Here is a 20,919-nt window from a genome sequence, read left to right as displayed (position 1 = left end):
GATGGGTTCTTGTTGTCCGACAACATTGGCGGGAAACACGGCCGCCGGCTACAGCCCTGCTGTTCAGAAGGCCGGGATCGGCCCCTGGGGGAGGGCTGGGCTTTCCGGCCCGCATGCCGGTGCCGTCTTGCCGTGCGATACCGCCTTGTTTAAGCCCTGCGGCTCCGCCCCCTTTGCGCAAGGCCCATCCATGGCGACCGACCTCGACATTGCCCGTGCCGCCACGCTGCTGCCGATCGCCGAGGTGGCGGCGCGCATCGGCATCCCCGATGAGGCGCTGGAGCCTTATGGCCGCCACAAGGCCAAGCTCGGCCTCGATTTCGTGGACAGCCAGCGGAGCAGGCCGGATGGCGCGCTGGTGCTGGTCACCGGCATCAGCCCGACGGCGGCGGGGGAAGGCAAGACCACCACCACCATCGGCCTGGGCGACGCGCTGAACAGCCTCGGCACGAAGACGATGATCGCGCTGCGCGAGCCCTCGCTCGGGCCGTGCTTCGGGGTGAAGGGCGGCGCCACCGGCGGCGGCCACGCGCAGGTGGTGCCGATGGAGGAGATCAACCTCCACTTCACCGGCGACTTCCACGCCATCACCTCGGCCAACAACCTGCTGGCGGCGATGGTGGACAACCACCTCTACTGGGGCAACGAGCTGGGGCTCGATGCGCGCCGCATCGCCTGGCGGCGGGCGGTGGACATGAACGACCGCGCGCTGCGCTCCATCAACGCGGCGCTGGGCGGCGTGCCGAACGGCTTCCCGCGGGAGGACGGCTTCGACATCACCGTGGCGTCCGAGGTGATGGCGGTGTTCTGCCTGGCGCGCGACCTGGACGACCTGCGGGCGCGGCTCGGCCGCATCATCGTCGGCCAGACGCGCGACGGCCGCAACGTCACCGCGCATGACCTGAAGGCGGACGGCGCCATGGCGGCGCTGCTGCGCGATGCCTTCGCGCCCAACCTGGTGCAGACGCTCGCCGGCTTCCCCGCCCTGGTGCATGGCGGCCCCTTCGCGAACATCGCGCATGGCTGCAACAGCGTGATGGCGACGCGGCTGGCGATGAAGCTGGCCGATGTTGTGGTGACGGAAGCCGGCTTCGGCGCCGATCTGGGCGCCGAGAAATTCCTCGACATCAAGTGCCGCGCGGCCGGCATCGCGCCCTCCGCCTGCGTCGTGGTGGCCACGGTGCGGGCGCTGAAGATGCATGGCGGCGTCGCCAAATCCGCGCTCGGCGCCGAGGATGTGGCGGCGGTGCGGCGCGGCATCGCCAACCTCGCGCGGCATGTGCAGAACATGCAGAAATTTGGCCTTCCGGTGGTGGTGGCGCTGAACCACTTCACCAGCGACACCGAGGCCGAGATCGCCGTTGTGCGGGAAGCGATGGCGAAGCTCGGCACCGAGGCCATCCTGTGCACCCACTGGGCCGATGGCGCGGCCGGCGCGGCCGACCTCGCCCGCGCCGTGCAGGGGCTGATCGCGGGCGGCACCGCCGCCTTCGAGCCGCTCTACAACGACCACATGTCGCTGGCCGGCAAGATCGAGACGGTGGCGCGCGAGATCTACCACGCTTCCGCCGTTGCCATTCCGCCGCCTGTGGCCGCCAGGCTGCGCCGCTTCGAGGAACAGGGCTTCGGCCATGTCCCGGTCTGCATCGCCAAGACGCAATATTCCTTCTCGGCCGACCCTTCCCTGATGGGCGCGCCGGAAGGGCATGTGCTGCCGCTACGCGAGGTCCGGCTCTCGGCGGGGGCGGGCTTCGTGGTGGCGATCGCCGGTGACATCATGACCATGCCCGGCCTGCCGCGCCGCCCGGCCGCCGAGGGCATCGGTCTGGACGCCAGGGGCCGGATCGAAGGCCTGTTCTGAGCCGGGACCGGGCGCCGGCGCCGCCGCCGATCAGGAGGATGCATGCCCAGGCCGCCCACCCCGCAGGACCCGTCAGCCCTCCTGTTGCAGGAAGCGGTCGCGCTGCACCGGGCGGGCGACCTCGCCGGGGCCGCGGAACGCTACCGCCGCCTGCTCGCCCGCCAGCCCCGCCATGCCGACGCGCTGAACCTGCTGGGGCTGGTGCACCGCCAGCAGGGCGACCTGCCGCAGGCGCTGCGGCTGATCCGCCGAGCCGTCGCGCTGGCGCCGGACGCGCCGGTTTTCCTGGCCTCGCTGGGCGGCACCCTGGCCGAGGCCGGCCAGTTGCCCGAGGCGGCGCGCACGCTGCGCGCCGCCCTGGCCCACCGCCCGCAGGACGCGGTGTCGCAGCGCAATCTGGGCCAGGTCCTGTGCGCCATGGGCCAGCCCTCGGCGGCGCTGGAGCCGCTGCGCCGGGCCACGGCCCTGGACCCTGCTTCGGCGGAAGCGTGGCTGGCGCTGGCCCATGCCGCGCGGGAACTGGGCCTTGTCGCGGAAGCGGCGGAAGCGGCGGCCACCGCGTTGCGCCAGCCGGAACTGGCCGCCGGGCTGGCCGCGCAGGCGCGCTTCCTGCTGGCGGCGCTGGGGGAAGGGCCGGCGCCCGATCGCGCGCCAGCCGCCTATGTCCGCGAATTGTTCGATCAATACGCCCCCCGCTTCGACGCGGAGCTTGAGGGCCGACTCGGCTACCGCACGCCCGCTTTGCTGGCCGACCTGCTGCGGGAAAATGGAATCCCGGCGGAGAACCGTTTGGCGGTGCTGGACCTCGGCTGCGGCACCGGCCTGTCCGGCCGGGCGCTGCGCCCCTTCGCGGCACGGCTGGAAGGGCTCGACCTGTCGCCGCGCATGCTGGCCGAGGCCGGGCGCACCGGCCTCTATGACGCGCTGCATGAGGCCGACCTGCTGGATTTCCTGCCGCGCCATCCGGCCTGCTGGGAGCTGCTGGCGGCGGCCGACGTGCTGAACTACCTGGGCGACCTTTCGCCCGCCCTGGCCGGGATGGCCGCGGCCCTGCGCCCCGGCGGGCTGGCCGCCTTCAGCGTGGAGCGTGGAGTCGCGGGGGCTTACGCGCTGGGGCCGGGCCTGCGCTACCGCCACGACCCGGCCCTGCTGCGGTCCCTGGCGGCTCGGCACGGCTTCATCGTGCTGGCGGAAGCGGAGGTGGCGCTGCGCCAGGAGCGTGACGCGCCGGTGCCCGGCCAATTGCTGCTGCTGCGCAAGGGCTGAGCCACGCCCGGTTGAGCAATCATTAGGGATTGCCGCCGCAGATTGCCTTCCGCGCCGTCGTGGCGCAGCCCGGATGCACCGCTTCCCCGCCGGGGGGAGGCTGCCCCGGCGCTGCGGCCAGGATGCGCGGGAGCATGTCAGGACATGAACTGAGCGGCTGAACCTTGCCACGCGGCGCCGGTGCCCCCGCATCGCCGCCCCGCCACCCTTTGCCCCAACCGACCGGCAGAACCGCCGTCTCGTCCCGAGAGCGCCAGACCATGTCCACGCTCGTGCTTGAGCTTCGCCAGGGCGACCTGCTGGTCGTCAACGGTGCGCCACTCCGCTTCCGCAACCGCGCCCGCGTGGAACTGACCAGCCACGCCCGCTTCCTGTTCGGCAAGCAGATCATGCAGGCGGCCGCCGCCACCACCCCGGCCCGCCGCCTCTATTTCGCGCTGCAGACCGCCTATATCGGCACTGAGGAGGAGCGGGAGCGCGGCCTCGACATCGCCCGCCAGCTGGCTGCGGCCTTTCGTGGCGCGACCAGCTCCGCACAGGTCCAGGAATGGCTGGATGCGGCCATCATCGCGGCCGAGCGCGACGAATGCTACCAGGCGCTGAAGCTGGCCCGCCGGCTGATGCAGCATGAGGAGGCGGTGCTTGGCGCCGCCGCTCCACCGGAAGCGGAGGGGGAAGCGGAGGCAGGGGGTTGACCGCCGCGCCGGCGCGGGCGGCCCCGGCCATCCGCGCGGCCGAGGCCGCGGCGTTCCGCCACGCCTTGGCGCTGCTGGAAAATGCGCGCGCGGGCAGCGGGAGGATGCGGGCCGAGGCGATCCTGGCCACAGGGCTTCTGTGGGATGCCGTGCTGCTGGCCAGCGCCGGTCCGGCATCCGGATTGCCCGCGCCCCTGCGCCGCGAGCTGACGCGGCTCGCCCGCAGCGTGTTGCGCGAAATCGACCGGCCGGTGCCGGACCTCGACTTCCTGATCACCGTGAACGGGCAGATGCTGCGCGGGCTGGCCACCCTGCACTGAAAGCCGGAAGGGTCGTCAGGCCGGCTGCCAGGACAGCCGCCGCAACAGCCATTCGCGGTAGGCCAGCATCGCCGGCGGCGGCGGGAACAGGGGGGCGATGGTGGCGCGGGCCTCGGCTCCCACCAGGGCGGCCGCGGGTTCGGTGGATTGGCGCGCCTCCTCCTCCTGCCAGCGCAGCGCCGCGTGCCGCCAGGCGGCGACGGTGTCGGCCGGGGTGAGTTCAGGCAGCATCAGCGCGGCGCGCAGCCGCAGCGCGGCGAAGCCGGCCTGCATCGCCTCCAGCCTCGCGGCCGCGCCGGGCACGGCGGCGGTGGAGGGCAATTGCGGATGGTCGCGCCGTCCGGGCGTTTCCAGTTCCAGCCAGGGAGACAGGCCCAGCGCATCGGCGACGCGCAGCGGGGCGGGGGCACCGATCACCAGGGCATCGGCATGGCCGCGCGCCACCAGATCCTCGGGGGGCTGGAGGGCGGTGGCGAAAACCGGCTGCGCCTCGACCCCCATCAGGTCCAGCGCCAGCAGGGCGGCGGTTTCCGGTGCCTCGGGGGCCGGCAGCGCCAGGCGCAGCATCGCTGTCCGCGGGCGCGGCCAGGAACCCTTGCCGGCCAGCACGGCGCCCTGCCAGGAAACGCAGATCGGCAGCCAGCCATCCGGCGTGAACTGCGCCCGGCTTTCGCCAACCAGCCGCAGATGCGCCGCCACGCCCGGCAACACCAGCAGCGTGCGGCCATTGCCGGCTTCCAGGGTGGCGAAGCGGTTGGCGGCGGTGATGCCATCGGGACCGCCCAGCGCCGTGGCGCGGAGCGAGACGGCATGCGGCAGGCCGCGCAGCAGGCCAGCGGCCAGGGTCTCGGCCCAGCGCGCGGCGGGGCTGCCTTCCGGCCCCGGCATCAGCAGGATGGCGCTGTCCGGCACCGCCGGCCGGGGTGTCGCGGCGGGGGGCGGCTGTGCCCCCCTGGCGCGGCTGGCCGTGAGCGCCAGGACGGCACCCAGTTGCAGCAGGCCGCGCCGGTGCGGCCCTAGCATGCCGCTCCCGCAGATGGCGCGGGGCGCTCAGCTGTCATAGGCCACCAGGGTCTCGACCGGCACGTCCAGGCGCTGGCGGCCGTTCAGGAAGGTCAGCTCCACCATGGCGCCGGCCGCCGGCACGGTGGCGCCCGCCTTGCGCAGCAGCTGGATGGACGCGGCCATGGTGCCGCCGGTGGCCAGCAGGTCGTCCAGCACCACGACGCGATCGGCCGCGGTCACCGCATCGGCCTGCATCTCCAGGCGGTCGGTGCCGTATTCCAGCTCATAGTCATAGCCGATCGTCTCGCCCGGCAGCTTGCGCGGCTTGCGCAGCATGACGAAGCCGAGCCCCAGCTCCAGCGCCAGCGGCGCCGCCAGCAGGAAGCCACGGCTCTCGATCCCGGCCAGCATGGTGGGACGATAGGGGCGGATCTTGCCGGCCATCCGGCTCATCGCCGCCTTCCAGGCCGGCCCGTTCCGCAACAGGGTGGAAATGTCGTAGAACAGGATGCCGGGCTTCGGAAAATCAGGAATGCCGCGGATATGCGCCTTCAGGTCGAATTCGGCGGCAGGGGGCAGACCTTGCTCGGGCATCGGGTTCTTTCGGGTCGGACAGCAGGCGGGATCATGGCCCCTGAGGGGCAGCGGCCGGAGACTAGGCGCCCGGACCCGCCGCTGCAAACACTGAGCGGGGGAAATCTCCGGCCGGAAAGCGCGGTCCGGGCGGGCGGGCGGAAGGCGCGGGGGGCTTGGCGGATGGCGGCCCAACTGCCATCAGGGGGCCAGTCACGGGGAAGCTTGTCATTGCGCATTCTGTTCGCCTGCGTGGCCGGGCTGTCCGGCATGCTGATCTACCTGTTCGCGGTGTTGTGGGCCGGGGATTACGTCCAGCTTTGGCATTGGGCGTTGCAGGTGCCATTCTACGTGCTGGCCGGCTTCCTGTGGGTGTTCCCCGTGCTGCGGCTGATCTACTGGGCGGCGCGGGTGACGCCGCCCCGCCGCGGGGCGAAGGACCGCGCCGTCAGAACACGCGGCTGAGCATCACCAGGGCACGGGCGCCGCAAAGCTTGGTGCCGGCGAAGCATTCGCCTTTCGAAAGGTCGGTGTCGTAGTAGCCGACGCCCAGGGTGAAGCCGGCATACAGCTCGCGGGATAGCGTCAGCGACCAGTTGGCGTAGTCCGGCGCGCCATAGCGGCCATTGCGGTCGATGAACTGGTAGCCGTAGCGGCCGCTCCCGGTGAAGCCGAGCGGCAATGCCACATCCGCCCCCGCTTCCAGATAGGTGGCGGCGCCGCTCTCGAAATAGAAATCCGGCGACCACGCGACCGTGCCGAGGAACTTCACCGGGTCCAGCGTATAGGCGGCCTTCGCCACCACCTCGAAGTAGTTGTAGTCGAAGCTGCCGCTGGGCGCGTCATAGCCGGGATAGCTGTAATACACGCCGCCCAGATCCAGCGTCGCATTGCCGGTGCTGAAGCGGTAGCCGGCCAGGAAATCGACTTCCTGCCGCGCATTGCTGCCGGGGAAGGCGACATTGGTGCCGAAGGCGCCGACATAGAATCCGCTGTCATGCTGCAGATCCAGCAGAAGCTGGATGGCCGGCCGGTTGCGGGTCTGTGAGATGCCGCGGAACAGGTAGTCCGAGGCCAGGGCGGGTGTCGCCGTCAGGGTCAGCCCGGTTCCCTCGAAGGCGGTCTGCGCCCCCGACGGGCGCGGCGCCGCGGCGCAGGCCAGAACCGCCACCAGGACCAGCATGGCGCACGGCTTCAGGATGTTTGTCATCGCATCAGGGTTCCCCCACCGCGGGCACTGGCCGGCGGTGTCGGTCATTGCCCATGCAAAACGCATGCTAGCGCCGATGGAACCTTGCGCGGAGCCGGTGGGGAGAAGGGAGGGAAGCGTCCTGGCCCTGAAAGCGGCAAGCCCGCCTGTTCGCGGCTCTAGGAGCCGAAACAGGCGGGCTTGTGCCCGGCCGGATATTGGTCGGAGCGAGAGGATTCGAACCTCCGGCCCCTGCGTCCCGAACACAGTGCTCTACCAGGCTGAGCTACGCTCCGTCATTCCGGCCGGGCGTCGCATCGGGTGCGGCGCGGCGTATAGCCGCCCCGGCGAGGCTCGGCAAGAGGGCGTGTTGAAGCGTTTGCGGGGCTTGCCTCGAAAGCAGGTTTCGCGCTTCCACTATGGCCTGCCCCGAGCGCAAGCGTGGCCTGCCGCCACGCAACGGCCGATTCGTCGCAGAAAGGACCCCGCATGCCCTTGTCGCGTTTCCCCTTGATCCTTGGCGCGGCCGGGCTGGCCATCGCCACGATGCTGCCCCTTCAGCCGGGCCCCGTGCTGGCGCAGGGCGCGGACCCGGTTGCCGAGCGGCAGGCCGGCCTGAAGCGCATGGGCGCCCATGGCCGCGCCATCAAGGAGGCGCTGGACAACACGGGCGACCTGTCCGACGTCGCCAGCCGCGCGCGGGAGATGGAAAGCTTCTTCAGGACCCTGCCGGCGCTGTTCCCGCCCGGCAGCGACAAGGGCGACACCAAGGCGTTGCCGGTGGTCTGGTCGGAGCGGGCCGGGTTCGAGACGGGCGCGGCCCGCACCGCCGGCTTCGCCGGGCGGCTCGCCACGGCGGCGGCGGCGGGGGATGCTTCCGCCTCGGACAGCGCTTTCCGGGAGCTGGCCGGAAGCTGCGGCGCCTGCCACCGCACCTATCGCGCCCGCTGAACGGTTGCTCCCGCCTCAGCCGAGGCGGGAGATCCCCCAGGCGGCGGCGCCGGCCATGGCCAGCAGCAGCACCGCCAGCAGCGGCGACCCGAGGCGCGGGGCATGGCCGGCCAGCCTGGCCGGCAGCCGCTTCACCCCTGTCACCATCGGCCGCACCAGATCCTGCCCGCGCCCAAGCGCGTAAAGCAGCACCGCCAGCACATGCAGCGCTGCCAGAACCAGGATCAGGTTGAAGTTGCGGATATGGATAAAGGTCGCCCAGTCGCTGACGGCGCCGGGCACATGGGCGGCAAGCGGCCCGCGCGTGAAGATCAGGTCGTCCGCGAACAGCCCGGTGCCCGCCTGGGTCAGCAGCACCAGAAGCAGCAGCAGCACCATCCAGCCGCCGGCGGCGTTGTGGCCGATCTCGGTGTCCGGGGCGCGGTGGAACAGGTGCCGCAAATGGCCGATGGCGGCGAGGGGGGAGCGCAGGAAAGCGCGGAACCTCGCCGTTTCCGAGCCGATGAAGCCCCAGGCCAGCCGGAACAGCAGCAGCGCCAGCACGCAATGGCCCAGCGTCATGTGCAGGTCCATCCGGCCGGTTTCGGCGCTCCACCACAGCCCGCCGAGCAGCCCCACCAGCACCCAGTGGACGATGCGGATCCAGGGGTCCCAGACCTTGATGCGGATGGTGGCGTCGTTGTCTGGCATGGCCTTCCCCGGTCTGCGGCGCCCGCCGATGAGACGTCGTGCCGCGCCATGCCGCAAGACCCGGCGGCGAATGTCCGGCCAGGAACGCCCCGGGGGCCGAGAGGAAGGCTTGCCGTGCCCGGACCCCAGGGTCTACTGAACGGTTCCATGATGGCAACGACGCGGTTGTGGATGCTCGGGGTGCTGCTGGCCGGGTCGGGCGCCGCGGCCGGCTGGCTGGCCTGGCCCGAGCGCGCTCCGGCGCCGCTGCCCGCCCCGGCGGCCCGGCCGGCCGCCGCGCCGGCGATGCCTTCACCCACCGCACCTTCCTTTGACGTCACGCGGGTCGGCCAGAGCGGCGATGCCGTGGTGGCAGGCCGCGCCGCGCCAGGCGACGAGGTGACGCTGCGCGCGGGGGAGCGCGAGCTGGGGCGGGTGCGGGCCGATGCGCGGGGCGAATGGGTCATCCTGCCGCCCGAGCCGCTGCCGCCGGGCACCCACGCCCTGTCATTGTCCGCCCGCTCCGCCGCCGGCACGCCGCAGCCGGGAGGGGAGGCGGTTGTGGTGGTGGTGCCAGAACGCCCTGGAACCGCCGCTGGCCCGGCCGCCGCGGCGGAGCCGCCGGCGCAGCCCCTCGCCTTGCTGCTGCCGGGGCAGGGCGCGCCTTCCCGCCTGATGCAGGGCAGCGAGGCGGGGCGGGCCGCGCGCCTCGGCCTCGAAGTGGTGGAATATGATGAGGAAGGCGCGCTGCGCTTCGCCGGCACCGCGCCGCCTGGCAGCACGGTGCGCCTTTACGTCGACCAGGCGCATGCCGGCGACGTCACAGCCGACTCCGAAGGGCGCTGGGGCCTGCAGCCGGCGCCGCCCGGGCCGAAGCCCGGCCAGCACATGCTGCGGCTGGACCAGCTTTCGGCCGGCGGCGGCGTGGCGGCGCGGCGCGAGCTGCCCTTCATGCGCGAAGCCAATGGCGGCCCGATCCGCCCCGGCGAGGTGCTGGTGCGGCCGGGCAACAGCCTGTGGCGCATTGCCCGCGCCAATTATGGGCGCGGCACCCGCTACACGATCATCTACCGTGCCAACCGCAGCCAGATCCGGGACCCGGGACGCATCTATCCCGGCCAGATCCTGGCCTTGCCGCCCCGCTGAACAGGATCAGGCCCTGGGTTGTTTGCGGCAGCGCGACAGACCATAACCAGAAACATCATGGCGCTCATTCAAAGCCTCAAGCTGGTGCTTGCCCCGCCGCATCCGGCCGGCAAGCCCTTTATCATCGGCGGCGCGGCGGTTGCCGTGATCGGCGGGCTGATCCTCGGTCCCTGGCTGTTCTGGCTGGGTGCCGCCTTCACCGCCTTCTGCCTGTATTTCTTCCGCGATCCGGAGCGCGTCACGCCGACGCGGCCGGTGATCGTGGCGCCGGCCGATGGGCGGGTGGTCAGCGTCGCCCCGGCGGTGCCGCCATCCGAGCTGGGTCTCGGCGCCGAGCCGCGCTGGCGCGTCGCGATCTTTCTTTCGGTGGCCGATGTTCACGTGAACCGCGCCCCGGCCGACGGCACCATCACCCGCATCGCCTACCGCCCCGGCAAGTTCATCAATGCCAGCCTGGACAAGGCCAGCGAGGACAATGAGCGCAACGCCCTGGCGATGAAGCTGACCAATGGCCAGGACATCGCGGTGGTGCAGATCGCCGGGCTGATCGCGCGGCGCATCCTGTGCGACGTGCGGGAAGGCGACAGCATCGGCGCCGGCGAGCGCTTCGGCATCATCCGCTTCGGCAGCCGCACCGACCTTTACCTGCCGCATGGCGTGCAGCCGCTGGTGGCGGAGCATCAGCTGATGATCGGCGGCGAAACCGTTATCGCCGAGCTGCCGCCCCCCGCCGTGGTCCACGCAACCTCGGGCGCCGAGATGGGTTCCGCCCTCTGATGAACATTTCCTCCCGTTCTTCCGGCTCCAGGAGCCGGTTCCGGTTTGGCGCCCGGCAGCGGCCCAGGTTCCAGGGGCAGTCCTTCAACAGGCTGATCCCGAACATCCTGACGCTGCTCGGCCTTTGCGCCGGGCTGATGGCGATGCGCTTCGCGCTGGAAGGGCGGTGGGAACCGGCGGCGGGGCTGATCATCCTGGCGGGCGCGATTGACGGGCTCGACGGGCGGTTGGCGCGGCTGCTGAAGGCCACCAGCCGATTCGGCGCCGAGTTCGACAGCCTGGCCGATTTCCTGTCCTTCGGCGTCGCCCCGGCGATGATCCTGTATCTCTGGACCATGCATGATTATCGCGGCCTGGGCTTCGTGCCCTGCGTGATGTTCGCGGTGTGCATGGCGCTGCGCCTGGCGCGCTTCAACGCATCCATCGATGCCGGGCCGGTGCCGCTGCCCGGGCCGCCGCCGAAGCCCGCCTTCGCGCAAAGCTTCTTCACCGGCGTGCCGGCGCCGGCCGGCGCCGTGCTCGGCATGTTCCCGATCTTCGCGTCCCTGGCCTTCCAGGGCTGGGGCTGGGACGGGATGGCCGATGCGGTGCGCCACCCGCTGTTTGTCGGCCTGCTGCTGATTGGGGTGGCGCTGGCCCTGGTCAGCACCCTGCCGACCTGGAGCTTCAAGAACTTCAAGGTGCGGCGCGAATATGTGCTGCCGCTGCTGCTGTCGATCGGCGCCTATGCCGCGCTCCTGGTCAGCGAGCCCTGGGCGGCGCTGGCCGCGGCGGGGCTGATCTATTGCTGCATGCTGCCCTTCTCCTTTCGCTCCTACCTCCGGCTGAAGCGGGAAGCGGAGGAACTCATCCAGCCGATCGGGCCGCCGCCCGGAGCCTGAACCCGCTTTCTCATCGTGGCTGCTTGCCGCCGCCCGGCCCCGCCGGGCGGCGGCACGTGATTCAGGACCCCTTCATGCTTTTCCCGTAGGCCGTGGATTGTTGTCCACGAGCTTCTGCAAATCGAAGCTTTTGAGCAGTTTACAAAGGCAATCTAACTTATAAGTTGATAAAGACTGAAAGCGTGGGGCGGGATGGGCGGTTCGGGCATGGATCGGCGGGGCTTTCTGCGGCGGAGCATGGTGGGCATGCTGGCGGGATCGGCGGCGGCGCCCTTGTGGCTGTCCGGCTGCGCCGCGCCGGCGGCACGGGCCGCGCTCGGCACCCCGGCCGAACGCATCACCGCCACGAGCTTCGCCGTTCTGCGCAGCGGCGGCATGGCGCGCGGCGCCGTTGTCGGGTTTCGCGACGGCCATGTGCTGACCTGCGCGCATCTGCTGGATGGCAGCGACGCGGTGCCCGCCCTGCGCCGCGCCGACGGGGCTGAGGCCGAGGCCCGGCTGGTTGCGCGCAGCCCACGCATGGACCTGGCCGTGCTGCGCGTTCCGGCCGGCTTTCTGGCTCCTCCCGCCGCGGCACCGGCGCTGCCGGCCAGTGGCGACATGGTGTGGGCGGCTGGCGCGCCGGGGCTCGGCCATGCCGTTGCGCAGGGCCATGTGGAGGCGCCGGATGCCGAGATGCCGGGCTTCGGCCGTGGCTTCACTGCCCGCATGCCGGTGCTGATGGGCTATTCCGGCGGGCCGGTGGTGGATGAGGAAGGCCGGTTGCTCGGCCTCACCGCCGCCCTGCCGGAGCCGGGAGCGGCCGGAGCCATCGCCTTCCTGACCGGGGCGGATCTTGGCGGCCTGGCGGGCGGGCCGCGCCGCGTCTTCGTGCTGGCGATCCGCCGCGCGGGCGCGGAGGCGGAGCGGCTGCTGGCCTCGGCGGGCTGAGGGCGCGGCCTCAAAATTCTGGACTTTGCTTCATCCGCCGCCGCATCGTTGATGTCGGCAGGACAGAACGGGCAGAACAGGCGCCCTTCCATCGGGGGCCTGCCCCGCCTGGACGGAAGGGAGAAAAAGTCATGATCGTTGAGCGCATCCTGCGCAACAAGGGTAGCGATGTGGTGTCCGTCCGCCCTGAAGATGACGCCATGGCGATTGTCCGCACCCTGGCGGAGCACCGCATCGGCGCGGTTCTGGTGCGGGACGGCGCCGGGACGATCGAAGGCATCGTATCCGAGCGCGATCTGGTGCGCGCCATGGCCGATCATGGCGGCGCCGTCGCGCAGCTGCGCGCTGCCGAGCTGATGACGCGCGTGCTGCATACGGTGACCCCGCAGACCACCCTGGTGGAGGCCCTGTCCATGGTGACCGGGCGCCGCGTCCGCCACCTGCCCGTGCTGGGTCCGGATGGCGCGCTGGTCGGCATGGTCTCGATCGGGGACCTAGTGAAGGAACGCATCGCCGAGGCGGAGCAGGAAGCCCATGACCTGCGGGATTTCGTCGCCACGGCAGGGTGAAGCAAGCGACAGCACAACCTTTGCCGGGTTTTGGCGTTCATCAGCCACCTGCAAGGGAGAAATGCCAATGAAGCTTCACATGATGGGTGCCGCGGCTCTGGCTCTTGCTCTGGCCGCCTGCGGCACGAATGAACGGGACCGGGTGCAGGGCGGCGCGGCCGCCGGCGCCGCGACCGGCGCGGGCGTGGGCGCGCTGGGCGGGCCGGTCGGTGCCGCCGTCGGTGCCGTGGTCGGCGGTGGCGCGGGCGCCGTGACCGGCTACACCACCTCGCCCAGCGACGTGAACCTGGGCAAGCCGTTGTGGCGGGACCCGGAGGTGCGCACGCCGCTCGATGAGAACCGCCGCGGCAGCCGGTCCTCGACGCGCCGTGGCGCCAGAGGCAATGACGGCGCCTACATGGGCGGCGGCATGGTGGTCGAGCCGGGTGGCACCCCCTCCAACCCGCGCCCCGCTTCCTCCACCGCGCCGATGAACAATTCCACCGGCACGGGCGCTGGCATGGGCAGCGGCACGGGCATGGGCCCCGGAACGGGCGCCGCCACGCCGACGCCCACCAACCCGGCGCCGTGATCCGCGCGGGCGGCACCGGAACCGGTGCCGCCCGCTTCGCCTCCAGCGGAAGGCGATGATAGAAGGGCCGCATGCAGTTCAATCATCCGCCGTCCCTTGAAGACCTGCAGGCCATGGCCGAGGCGGCCTTCTCCGCCATGCCCGAGGCCCTGCGGGAAGCCGTGCGCGGCGCCGCCATCCTGGTCGAGGATGTGCCGGATGAGGAAACGCTGGAGGCGATGGAGCTCCAGCACCCCTGGGAACTCACCGGCCTGTATCGCGGCGTGCCGCTGACCGAGAAATCGCATCTTTCCGTTCCTTCGGAGCCGGACATCATCCTGCTCTACCGCGAGCCGATCCTGGTGGAATGGATCGAGACCGGGGAGGACCTGTTCCGCCTAGTCCGCAATGTGCTGATCCACGAGATCGGCCATCATTTCGGCTTCTCCGACGAGGAGATCGCCCGGCTGGAAGGCGAGGGCTGAACCCCGGCCTTTTCCTGTCCCTCGTCGCGCAGGACCCGTTCAACCGCGCCCTGTTGGCGCGGCTGCCTGCGCTCGGGCTGCGCCAGGGCTACCTCACCGCGGGCTGCATGTTCCAGGCGGTCTGGAACCACCGGGCAGGCCGGCCGCCGGGCTGGGGCGTCAATGACTATGACGTGTTCTACTTCGACGACCGCGACCTGTCCTGGGAGGCCGAGGACCGGGTGATCCGCCGCGCCGCCGCCCTGTTCCGCGACCTGCCGGCGCGGGTCGAGTTGCGCAACCAGGCGAGGGTGCATCTCTGGTACGAGCGGCGCTTCGGCGTGCCGGGGCCCGTGCTGCGCTCCAGCCGGGCGGGGATCGACCGCTATCCGGTGGCCTGCACCTGCGTCGGCATCGCGCTGGCGGACGGGGCGCTTTATGCGCCGCAGGGCCTCAATGAGATCTGGGAAGGCGTGTTGCGGATGAACCCGCGCAATCCCCATCGCGGCATGTTCCGCGCCAAGGCGGAGAATTACCGGCGCCGCTGGCCCTTTCTGCGCGTTTTGGGCTGAGGCCGGGCGGGATCAGCCCGCCGGCGGATCGGCCAGCGCGGCGGACACGCTGGCGCGCAGGGCCGGCAGCACCTCCGCCTCGAACCAGGGGCGCCGAGCGGCCCAGGCCTTGGTGCGCCAGGACGGATGCGGCAGCGGAAACAAGCCCCGCTCCAGGTGGCTGGCGAAGTCGCGCACCACATCCTCCAGCCGGGCCGCCGCCCTGGCGCCCAGCCGGCCGGCGATGGCGTGGCGGCCGACCAGCAGCGTCAGGCGCAGCGACCGCATCGGCGCCAGCAGGCGGGGGTGCCAGAGCGGTGCGCATTCCGGCCGGGGCGGGGCGTCGCCGCCGCGCGGCAGGCGGCCGGGATAGCACAGGCCGGTGGGCAGGATGGCGACGCGCGCCGCATCGTGGAACCGGGCCTTGTCCAGTCCCATCCAGTCGCGCAGCCGATCGCCGGAGGCATCTTCCCAGGGGATGCCGCTTTCATGGGCGCGCGTGCCGGGCGCCTGGCTCAGGATCAGCAGCCGGGCGCTGCGGCTGACCCGGAAGATCGGCTTCGGCCCGAGTGGCAGATGCGCGGCGCACAGGGTGCAGGCTCGAGCCGCCGCCGCGCTGTCCTCCAGCGTCACCCGAGATCGGCCAGCAGGTCCTCGACGAAGCGCGGCACCACCTCGGTGGCCGGGCCGTGATGCGCCTCGTCGAACAATCGCGTGCCGGCGCTGGGCTCCAGGTTCAGCTCCACCGTGCGGGCCTCCCCCTGCACGGCGGCGACGAAGCCGGCGGCCGGATACACGAGGCCGGACGTGCCGATCGAGAGGAACAGCCCGCATTCCGCCAGCGCCGCCTCGATCCGGTCCATCCCCATCGGCATCTCGCCGAACCAGACGATGTCCGGCCGCATGCCGCCGGCGGCGCCGCAGGCGGGGCAGGGGGTGTCGGTGGACAGATCCTCATCCCAGTCCCGCGCGGCGCCGCAGCGCAGGCAGCGGGCGCGGCGCAGCGAGCCATGCATGTGCAGCAGCGCCTCGCTGCCCTGCATCACCCGGTCATGCAGGTCATCGACGTTCTGCGTCACCAGCAGGGCGGGCGACGGCCAGGCCGCGCACAGCCGGGCCAGGGCCAGATGCGCCGCGTTGGGCCGCACCGCCGGGTCGCGCAGCCGGGCGCGGCGGGCATTGTAGAAGCGGTGGACGGTGGCCGGGTCGCGGGCGAAGGCCTCGGGCGTCGCCACGTCCTCGACGCGGTGGCCTTCCCACAGGCCATCCGCGCCGCGAAAGGTGGCGAGCCCGGATTCGGCCGAGACCCCCGCGCCGGTCAGGATGATGAGCGGCGGCGCGCTCAATGCGCGTGCCCTCCCGCCGGGGCGCCGGCGGCGGCCACGGCCAGCTCCACGGTGATGCTGCCGGCGCGCTCGAAGGTCAGGGTCACCGGCACGCGGTCGCCCTTGGCCATGGCGCGCTTCAGCCCGATCAGCATCAGGTGGTAGCCGCCGGGCGCCAGCAGGACCTCCTCGCCCGGCGGCAAGGGAATGCCGCCCTCGACGGCCCGCATGCGCATCACGTCGCCCTCGCGGATATGGGTGTGGATCTCGGTGCTGCCGGCGATCTCGGCGCTGGCGGACACCAGCCGGTCCGGCGTGCCGCCGGTGTTGCGGAGGGTCATGAAGCCCGCGCCGGTGATGCGGGCGGGCGCCGCCCGGCTCCAGGGATGGCCGATGGCGATGTCGCCCTGCCGGTAGTCATGCGCGTGGGCGCGGGCGGTGGCGGACAGGCCGAGCAGGGCCAGGGCGAGGGGCAGGCGGCGGCGGTGCAGCATGGAAAAGGCGGTCCTCCTGGCGGACGGCGAAGCCCCGGCCGCTTCCCCCCGCCCCATAGGCTGGATCGCGGTGGCGGGGAAGCCGCCGCCGCGGACGGGGATCAGACGCCTGCCTCGCGCGGCAGGGCGCCATCCGGCGGGGAGGCGTGCTCCAGCGGGTAGTCCACCTCCGCCTCGTAATGCGCCTGCTCCTTGCCGAGAAGCGAGGAATACAGGGAGAAATGCTCCACTGTGATCGGCGGCGGGCGGAACAGGTTGTGTGCCTGGACGAAGCTGATCAGCTTGTCCGGCGCCGCCTTGTCGGTGCGCGCCAGGGTGATGTGCGGGGCGAAGCGGCGGCGCTCCGGCGGCAGGCCGGCGCGCTGCAAGGCCTGCTCGACCTTGGATTGCAGGTGCAGCAGGCGCTCCTCGCGCTCCACCTTCACATGCAGGGAGGTCAGGCGGCCCGCCTTCTCGAACAGGTCGAGGCCGCTGGGCTGCACGGCGAAGGGGCGGGCGCGGATGCTGGCCAGCGCCTCATCCACCTCATCCGCCTGCCAGCCATCGACCTCCCCGATGAAGCGCAGAGTCAGGTGGTAATTCTCCGGCGGCACCCAGCGGGCGCCCGGAATGCCCCCGGCCAGATCGGCCAGCTGTCCGCGCAGCTCCTCGGGGATGGGCACGGCAACGAACAGGCGTGGCATGGTGGTTTCAACCTCCCTGCACCTTGGACAGCAGCTCCTGCACGGGGGGAAGCATGCGGCGTGCCACCTCCTCAACGCCGCGCGGGTTGGGGTGGATGCGGTCGGGCTGGTTCAGCGATTCCTCGCCCGCCACGCCTTCCAGCAGGAACGGATAGAACACCGCCTCCGGATGCTCCCGGCGCAGGCGCTCAAAGGTTTTGCGGAACTCGCGGCCGTAATCGGCGCCAAGGTTGGGCGGCGCCAGCATCCCCGCCAGCAGCACCGGCAGGCCACGCTGCTTCAGCCGCTCCAGGATGTTCTTCAGATTGGCGTAGGTTTCGGCGGGCGGGACGCCGCGCAGCCCGTCATTGCCGCCCAGCGCCACGATCACCGCCTGCGGCCTCTCGGCCAGCGCCCAGTCGAGGCGCGACTTGCCGCCCGCCGTGGTGTCCCCCGACACACCGGCGGCGATGACGCGGACATCCGCTCCCGCCTCGCGCAGCCGCGCTTCCAGCCGGGCCGGCAGGGCTTCGGCCTGGGCCAGTCCATATCCGGCGGTGATCGAATCGCCCAGCATCAGCACCCGCACCGGCTCTGCCGCCCGGGCGCCGAGCGGAAGCGCCGCCGGAAGAAATAATCCGATACCAAGCAAGGCCCTTCGCAGGACGGCGCGGCGGCCATATCTGCCAGGCATGCTGGACGCACCAAACGCCATCCGAACCCCCGCTGCTGCCTCCCCAAGCGGGGTGGATCGCGACGCGAACCTCATCGAGGCCCGCGGTCTCACCTTCAAGGTGGCGGCGGGGGGTGGGGAGGTCAACATCCTCCGCGGTGTCGATATGGCGGTGCGGCAGGGGGAGGCGGTGGGGCTGGTCGGCCCGTCCGGCTCCGGCAAGACCAGCCTGCTGATGCTGCTCGCCGGGCTGGAGCGGCCCTCGGGCGGCAGCCTGCGGGTCGCAGGGGAGGACATGGCGCGGCTGGACGAGGATGCGCTGGCCCGCTTCCGCCGCGACCAGCTCGGCATCGTGTTCCAGGCCTTCCACCTGGTGCCCACCATGACGGCGCTGGAGAATGTCGCCGTGCCGCTGGAATTCGCCGGCCGCGGCGATGCCTTCGAGCGCGCCCGGCTGTCGCTGGAGCGGGTCGGGCTTGGCCACCGGCTGGACCATTATCCGGGGCAGCTCTCGGGCGGCGAGCAGCAGCGCGTGGCCCTGGCCCGCGCCGTGGTGGCCGAGCCCCGCCTGCTGCTGGCCGACGAGCCGACCGGCAATCTCGACGGCGCCACCGGCCAGAAGGTGATGGACCTGCTGTTCGGGCTGCGCGACCAGCTCGGCATGACCCTGTTGCTGATCACCCATGACCCGGCCGTGGCGGCGCGCTGCGGCCGGCGCATCCGCATGGCGGACGGGCTGCTGGCGGAAGACCAGGGCGCATGAGCGGCCCCGCACCGGCCGTCGGCCCGGCCCCGGGTGGCTGGGCGCAAACCCTTGCCCTCGGCTTCCGCTTCGCCCGGCGCGAGCTGCGCGGCGGCATCAAGGGGCTGCGCATCGTGCTGGCTTGCCTGGCGCTGGGCGTCGCCGCCATCGCCGCCGTGGGCACGCTGCGCGCCGCCACCGAGGCCGGGCTGTCCGCCGACGGCGCGCGCATCCTGGGCGGCGACCTGTCGGTGCGCGTGTCCTACCGGCCCATGCCCCAGGCGGCGCGCGACTGGATCACCGGTCGCGGCGCCCGGCTTTCCGAGGTGGTGGAGATGCGCGCCATGGCCGTGGCCGCTTCCGGCGACCGCACCCTGGTCGAGCTGAAGGCGGTGGACGGCGCCTACCCCCTCTACGGGGACCTCGTGCTCGACCCGCCGGGGGAGCTGCTGCCCGGCACCGTGGCGCTCGACCCGCTGGTGGCCGACCGGCTGGGACTGGGCGCCGGCGACACCCTCCGCCTGGGAGAAGCGCGGCTGCGCGTCGCCGGCACGGTGCGGGAGGAGCCCGACAAGGTGGCGAGCCCCGCCATCCTCGGCCCGCGCGCCATGATCGACCTCCGGGACCTGCCGCAAACGCAGCTCATCCAGCCCGGCAGCCTGGTGCAGTATGAATACCGCATCGCCCTGCCGCCCGGGTTTTCCCCCGCCGCCTTCGCGCGGGATCTCCGCGCCGCGCATGACGATGGCGGCTGGCGCATCCGGGACGCGGCGGAAGCATCGCCTGGGGTGAGCCGCTTTCTCGGCCGCGCCGCCTCCTTCCTGACGCTGGCCGGGCTGACGGCGCTGCTGGTGGGCGGCATCGGCGTGGCCACCGGCGTGCGGGCCTGGCTGGACCAGCGGGCGCGCACCATCGCCATTCTCCGCTGCCTGGGCGCGCCGGCACGGGTGATCTTTGTCACCTACCTGATCCAGGTGATGGCCTTGTCCGCCCTTGGCATCGTGATCGGGCTGGCCGCCGGGCAGGGGCTGACGATGCTGGCGGCGAAGGCCCTGTCCGGCGCGCTGCCGGTGCCGCCACGCCTCGGCTTCTACCCGCTGCCGCTGGCGCAGGCGGCCCTGTATGGCGTGCTGACGGCGCTGGCCTTCGCGCTGTGGCCGCTCGGCCGCGCGCGGGAGATCCCCGGCGCCGCGCTGTTCCGGGACGCGGTCCAGCCCGGCGACGGCCGGCCCCGCCTGTCGCTGTTGCTGGCCAATGCGCTGGCGGTGCTGGCGCTGGTGGCGCTGGTGGTCGGCAGTGCCGAGCAGCCGGGCTTCGCGCTGGGCTTCTGCGCCGCCGCGGGGGGGACGCTGCTGTTGTTCCGGCTCGGCGCCGCCGCCCTGTCGGCCATGGCGCGCCGGCTGCGCAACATCCGCCGCCCGGCGCTGCGCCTGGGGCTGGCCAATCTGCACCGCCCCGGCGCGCCCACCGCGCTGATGCTGGTGAGCCTCGGCATCGGGCTGACCACGTTGTCGGCAGTTGCCATGATCGAGGGCAATCTGCGCCGGCAGATCCAGGGGCAACTGCCCGAGGCGGCGCCAAACTTCTATTTCATCGACATCCAGAACGACCAGGCGGCCCGGTTCGACGAGCTGGCGCGCGCCCAGCCCGGCGTGACGGAGCTGCGGCGCGTTCCCTCGCTCCGGGCCCGCATCGTGTCCATCAAGGGCGTGCCGGTAGAGCAGGTGCAGGCCACCGAGGACACGCGCTGGGCGCTGCGCGGCGACCGTGGCCTGACCTACGCCGCGGTGCCGCCGGAGAACACGCGGCTGGTGTCCGGCCAATGGTGGGCGCAGGACTATGACGGCCCGCCGCTGCTGTCCCTCGATGCGCGGCTGGCCGAGGGCTGGGGCGTCGGCCTCGGCGATGTGGTGGTGCTGGATGTGCTGGGCCGCGAGGTGCCGCTGACCATCGCCAGCACGCGGCAGATCGAATGGCAGGGGCTGGGGCTGAACTTCACCCTGATCGCCTCTCCCGGCCTGCTGGAAGCGGCGCCGCACACCCATATCGCGACGCTGCGCGGCGATGCGGCGCGGGATGCGCAGGTGCTGCGCGCCGTCACCGACGCCTTCCCCAATGTTTCCGGCATCCGCGTGCGGGACGCGGTGGAGGCCGTGGCCGGGTTGCTGGAGCGGCTGGGCACGGCGATCTCGGCAGTGGCGGCGGTGACGCTGCTGGCCGGCGCGCTGGTGCTGGCCGGCGCCATGGCGGCGGGGCAGCGGCGGCGGGTGCGGGATGCCGTGGTGCTGAAGGTGGTGGGCGCCACGCGGGCGCAGATCCGCCGGGCCTGGATGGTGGAGTTCGGCCTGCTGGGCCTGGCTGCCGGCGTGCTGGCCGCCATCTGCGGCACGGCGGCGAGCTGGGCGGTGGCCCGCTTCGTGATGCGCACCGAATGGGTGTTCCTGCCCGGCACGCTGGCGCTGACGGTGCTGGGCTGCACCGTGCTGACGCTGGCGCTCGGCTATGCGGGCACCGCGCTGGCGCTGGGTGCCCGGCCGGCGCCGCTGCTGCGCAACGAATAAGGCGGGAAGGCGGTGCCTCGCGGCGGGAAAACGTCCCGGCCGCCGGCAATCCGGGCAAGCGGCGC

General features: G+C 72.2%; 25 protein-coding genes and 1 tRNA gene. 16 read left to right on the top strand and 10 right to left on the bottom strand.

What is annotated here, in order from left to right; all coding sequences use genetic code 11:
- Positions 1–190: 190 nt before the first annotated feature.
- From F0Q34_RS10805 to F0Q34_RS10790, 4 genes are all read left to right on the top strand, one after another.
- Positions 191–1,861 carry a formate--tetrahydrofolate ligase gene (locus tag F0Q34_RS10805; protein WP_149812232.1) on the top strand — a complete coding sequence of 557 codons (1,671 nt, stop codon included), beginning with the start codon at positions 191–193 and terminating at the stop codon, positions 1,859–1,861.
- A 42-nt stretch (positions 1,862–1,903) separates the two neighbouring features.
- The gene (locus F0Q34_RS10800) at positions 1,904–3,127 is read left to right on the top strand and encodes a tetratricopeptide repeat protein (RefSeq protein WP_149812231.1); all 1,224 of its coding nucleotides are present in this window, start codon (positions 1,904–1,906) and stop codon (positions 3,125–3,127) included.
- A gap of 260 nt (positions 3,128–3,387) precedes the next feature.
- Complete coding sequence (locus F0Q34_RS10795; protein WP_149812230.1) at positions 3,388–3,822, top strand: flagellar biosynthesis repressor FlbT; 435 nt, start codon at positions 3,388–3,390, stop codon at positions 3,820–3,822.
- Complete coding sequence (locus F0Q34_RS10790) at positions 3,819–4,142, top strand: flagellar biosynthesis regulator FlaF (RefSeq protein ID WP_149812229.1); 324 nt, start codon at positions 3,819–3,821, stop codon at positions 4,140–4,142. The genes F0Q34_RS10795 and F0Q34_RS10790 overlap by 4 nt, the downstream gene beginning before the upstream one ends.
- A 15-nt stretch (positions 4,143–4,157) precedes the next feature.
- On the opposite strand, the gene F0Q34_RS10785 is transcribed toward F0Q34_RS10790, so the two are convergent.
- Together F0Q34_RS10785 and F0Q34_RS10780 are read right to left on the bottom strand one after the other, a co-directional pair.
- Positions 4,158–5,165: a hypothetical protein gene (locus tag F0Q34_RS10785; protein WP_149812228.1), complete on the bottom strand. Its 1,008-nt coding sequence runs from the start codon at positions 5,163–5,165 to the stop codon at positions 4,158–4,160.
- A gap of 27 nt (positions 5,166–5,192) precedes the next feature.
- The gene (locus F0Q34_RS10780; protein ID WP_149812227.1) at positions 5,193–5,741 is read right to left on the bottom strand and encodes an adenine phosphoribosyltransferase; all 549 of its coding nucleotides are present in this window, start codon (positions 5,739–5,741) and stop codon (positions 5,193–5,195) included.
- Between the two features lie 210 nt (positions 5,742–5,951).
- Between F0Q34_RS10780 and F0Q34_RS21790 the strand changes: the two genes are divergently transcribed.
- Positions 5,952–6,185, top strand: a complete 234-nt coding sequence (locus F0Q34_RS21790) for a DUF2842 domain-containing protein (RefSeq protein ID WP_161600837.1) — start codon at positions 5,952–5,954, stop codon at positions 6,183–6,185.
- On the opposite strand, the gene F0Q34_RS10770 is transcribed toward F0Q34_RS21790, so the two are convergent.
- The gene (locus tag F0Q34_RS10770; RefSeq protein ID WP_241665436.1) at positions 6,169–6,930 is read right to left on the bottom strand and encodes a TorF family putative porin; all 762 of its coding nucleotides are present in this window, start codon (positions 6,928–6,930) and stop codon (positions 6,169–6,171) included. The genes F0Q34_RS21790 and F0Q34_RS10770 overlap by 17 nt on opposite strands.
- Positions 6,931–7,128: 198 nt before the next feature.
- Positions 7,129–7,205: transfer RNA gene (locus tag F0Q34_RS10765), tRNA-Pro, on the bottom strand.
- 193 nt (positions 7,206–7,398) lie between these two features.
- Between F0Q34_RS10765 and F0Q34_RS10760 the strand changes: the two genes are divergently transcribed.
- Positions 7,399–7,860 carry a c-type cytochrome gene (locus tag F0Q34_RS10760; protein WP_149812225.1) on the top strand — a complete coding sequence of 154 codons (462 nt, stop codon included), beginning with the start codon at positions 7,399–7,401 and terminating at the stop codon, positions 7,858–7,860.
- Between the two features lie 15 nt (positions 7,861–7,875).
- Here F0Q34_RS10760 and F0Q34_RS10755 read toward each other — a convergent pair whose 3' ends face one another.
- Complete coding sequence (locus F0Q34_RS10755) at positions 7,876–8,550, bottom strand: cytochrome b/b6 domain-containing protein (RefSeq protein ID WP_149812224.1); 675 nt, start codon at positions 8,548–8,550, stop codon at positions 7,876–7,878.
- 114 nt (positions 8,551–8,664) lie between these two features.
- Here F0Q34_RS10755 and F0Q34_RS10750 point away from each other — a divergent pair, with 114 nt between their 5' ends.
- The 8 genes from F0Q34_RS10750 (at position 8,665) to F0Q34_RS10715 (ending at position 14,418) form a co-directional block, all read left to right on the top strand.
- Positions 8,665–9,675, top strand: coding sequence for a LysM peptidoglycan-binding domain-containing protein (locus tag F0Q34_RS10750; RefSeq protein WP_161600836.1), 1,011 nt, complete (start codon positions 8,665–8,667; stop codon positions 9,673–9,675).
- Between the two features lie 57 nt (positions 9,676–9,732).
- Positions 9,733–10,452, top strand: coding sequence for a phosphatidylserine decarboxylase (locus F0Q34_RS10745; RefSeq protein ID WP_149812222.1), 720 nt, complete (start codon positions 9,733–9,735; stop codon positions 10,450–10,452).
- On the top strand, positions 10,452–11,333 hold the full coding sequence (locus tag F0Q34_RS10740; RefSeq protein ID WP_149812221.1) for a CDP-alcohol phosphatidyltransferase family protein: 882 nt from the start codon (positions 10,452–10,454) through the stop codon (positions 11,331–11,333). The genes F0Q34_RS10745 and F0Q34_RS10740 overlap by 1 nt, the downstream gene beginning before the upstream one ends.
- A gap of 207 nt (positions 11,334–11,540) precedes the next feature.
- Complete coding sequence (locus F0Q34_RS10735; RefSeq protein WP_161600835.1) at positions 11,541–12,263, top strand: S1 family peptidase; 723 nt, start codon at positions 11,541–11,543, stop codon at positions 12,261–12,263.
- Between the two features lie 131 nt (positions 12,264–12,394).
- Positions 12,395–12,832 carry a CBS domain-containing protein gene (locus F0Q34_RS10730; RefSeq protein WP_149812219.1) on the top strand — a complete coding sequence of 146 codons (438 nt, stop codon included), beginning with the start codon at positions 12,395–12,397 and terminating at the stop codon, positions 12,830–12,832.
- A 67-nt stretch (positions 12,833–12,899) separates the two neighbouring features.
- Complete coding sequence (locus tag F0Q34_RS22080; RefSeq protein ID WP_194163321.1) at positions 12,900–13,403, top strand: hypothetical protein; 504 nt, start codon at positions 12,900–12,902, stop codon at positions 13,401–13,403.
- A 71-nt stretch (positions 13,404–13,474) separates the two neighbouring features.
- Positions 13,475–13,867, top strand: coding sequence for a metallopeptidase family protein (locus F0Q34_RS10720; RefSeq protein ID WP_149812218.1), 393 nt, complete (start codon positions 13,475–13,477; stop codon positions 13,865–13,867).
- Positions 13,868–13,920: 53 nt separating this feature from the next.
- On the top strand, positions 13,921–14,418 hold the full coding sequence (locus F0Q34_RS10715; protein ID WP_241665435.1) for a nucleotidyltransferase family protein: 498 nt from the start codon (positions 13,921–13,923) through the stop codon (positions 14,416–14,418).
- Between the two features lie 12 nt (positions 14,419–14,430).
- Here F0Q34_RS10715 and F0Q34_RS10710 read toward each other — a convergent pair whose 3' ends face one another.
- The 5 genes from F0Q34_RS10710 to F0Q34_RS10690 all read right to left on the bottom strand — a co-directional run bounded on the left by F0Q34_RS10710 (position 14,431) and on the right by F0Q34_RS10690 (position 17,572).
- Positions 14,431–15,030 (bottom strand): uracil-DNA glycosylase family protein, encoded by a 600-nt coding sequence (locus F0Q34_RS10710; RefSeq protein ID WP_149812216.1) that lies wholly within the window; start codon positions 15,028–15,030, stop codon positions 14,431–14,433.
- Entirely contained in the window at positions 15,027–15,743 is a 717-nt protein-coding gene (locus F0Q34_RS10705; RefSeq protein WP_149812215.1) for an NAD-dependent deacylase, read from the bottom strand. The genes F0Q34_RS10710 and F0Q34_RS10705 overlap by 4 nt, the downstream gene beginning before the upstream one ends.
- Entirely contained in the window at positions 15,740–16,216 is a 477-nt protein-coding gene (locus F0Q34_RS10700; protein WP_174242032.1) for a copper chaperone PCu(A)C, read from the bottom strand. Before F0Q34_RS10700 ends, F0Q34_RS10705 begins: the two co-directional genes overlap by 4 nt.
- Positions 16,217–16,317: 101 nt before the next feature.
- A complete protein-coding gene (thpR, locus tag F0Q34_RS10695) occupies positions 16,318–16,899 on the bottom strand; it encodes an RNA 2',3'-cyclic phosphodiesterase (protein WP_149812214.1) in 582 nt (193 codons plus the stop codon).
- Between the two features lie 7 nt (positions 16,900–16,906).
- Positions 16,907–17,572 carry an arylesterase gene (locus F0Q34_RS10690; protein ID WP_241665434.1) on the bottom strand — a complete coding sequence of 222 codons (666 nt, stop codon included), beginning with the start codon at positions 17,570–17,572 and terminating at the stop codon, positions 16,907–16,909.
- A 52-nt stretch (positions 17,573–17,624) separates the two neighbouring features.
- On the opposite strand from F0Q34_RS10690, the gene F0Q34_RS10685 reads away from it, so the two are divergent.
- Entirely contained in the window at positions 17,625–18,314 is a 690-nt protein-coding gene (locus F0Q34_RS10685) for an ABC transporter ATP-binding protein (protein ID WP_241665433.1), read from the top strand.
- Positions 18,311–20,854, top strand: a complete 2,544-nt coding sequence (locus F0Q34_RS10680) for an ABC transporter permease (protein ID WP_149812211.1) — start codon at positions 18,311–18,313, stop codon at positions 20,852–20,854. The genes F0Q34_RS10685 and F0Q34_RS10680 overlap by 4 nt, the downstream gene beginning before the upstream one ends.
- Positions 20,855–20,919 lie beyond the last annotated feature (65 nt).

The organism is Teichococcus oryzae, assembly GCF_008386565.1.
Classification (GTDB): domain Bacteria; phylum Pseudomonadota; class Alphaproteobacteria; order Acetobacterales; family Acetobacteraceae; genus Pseudoroseomonas; species Pseudoroseomonas oryzae.
This window is presented reverse-complemented; position numbering and strand designations above follow the sequence as displayed.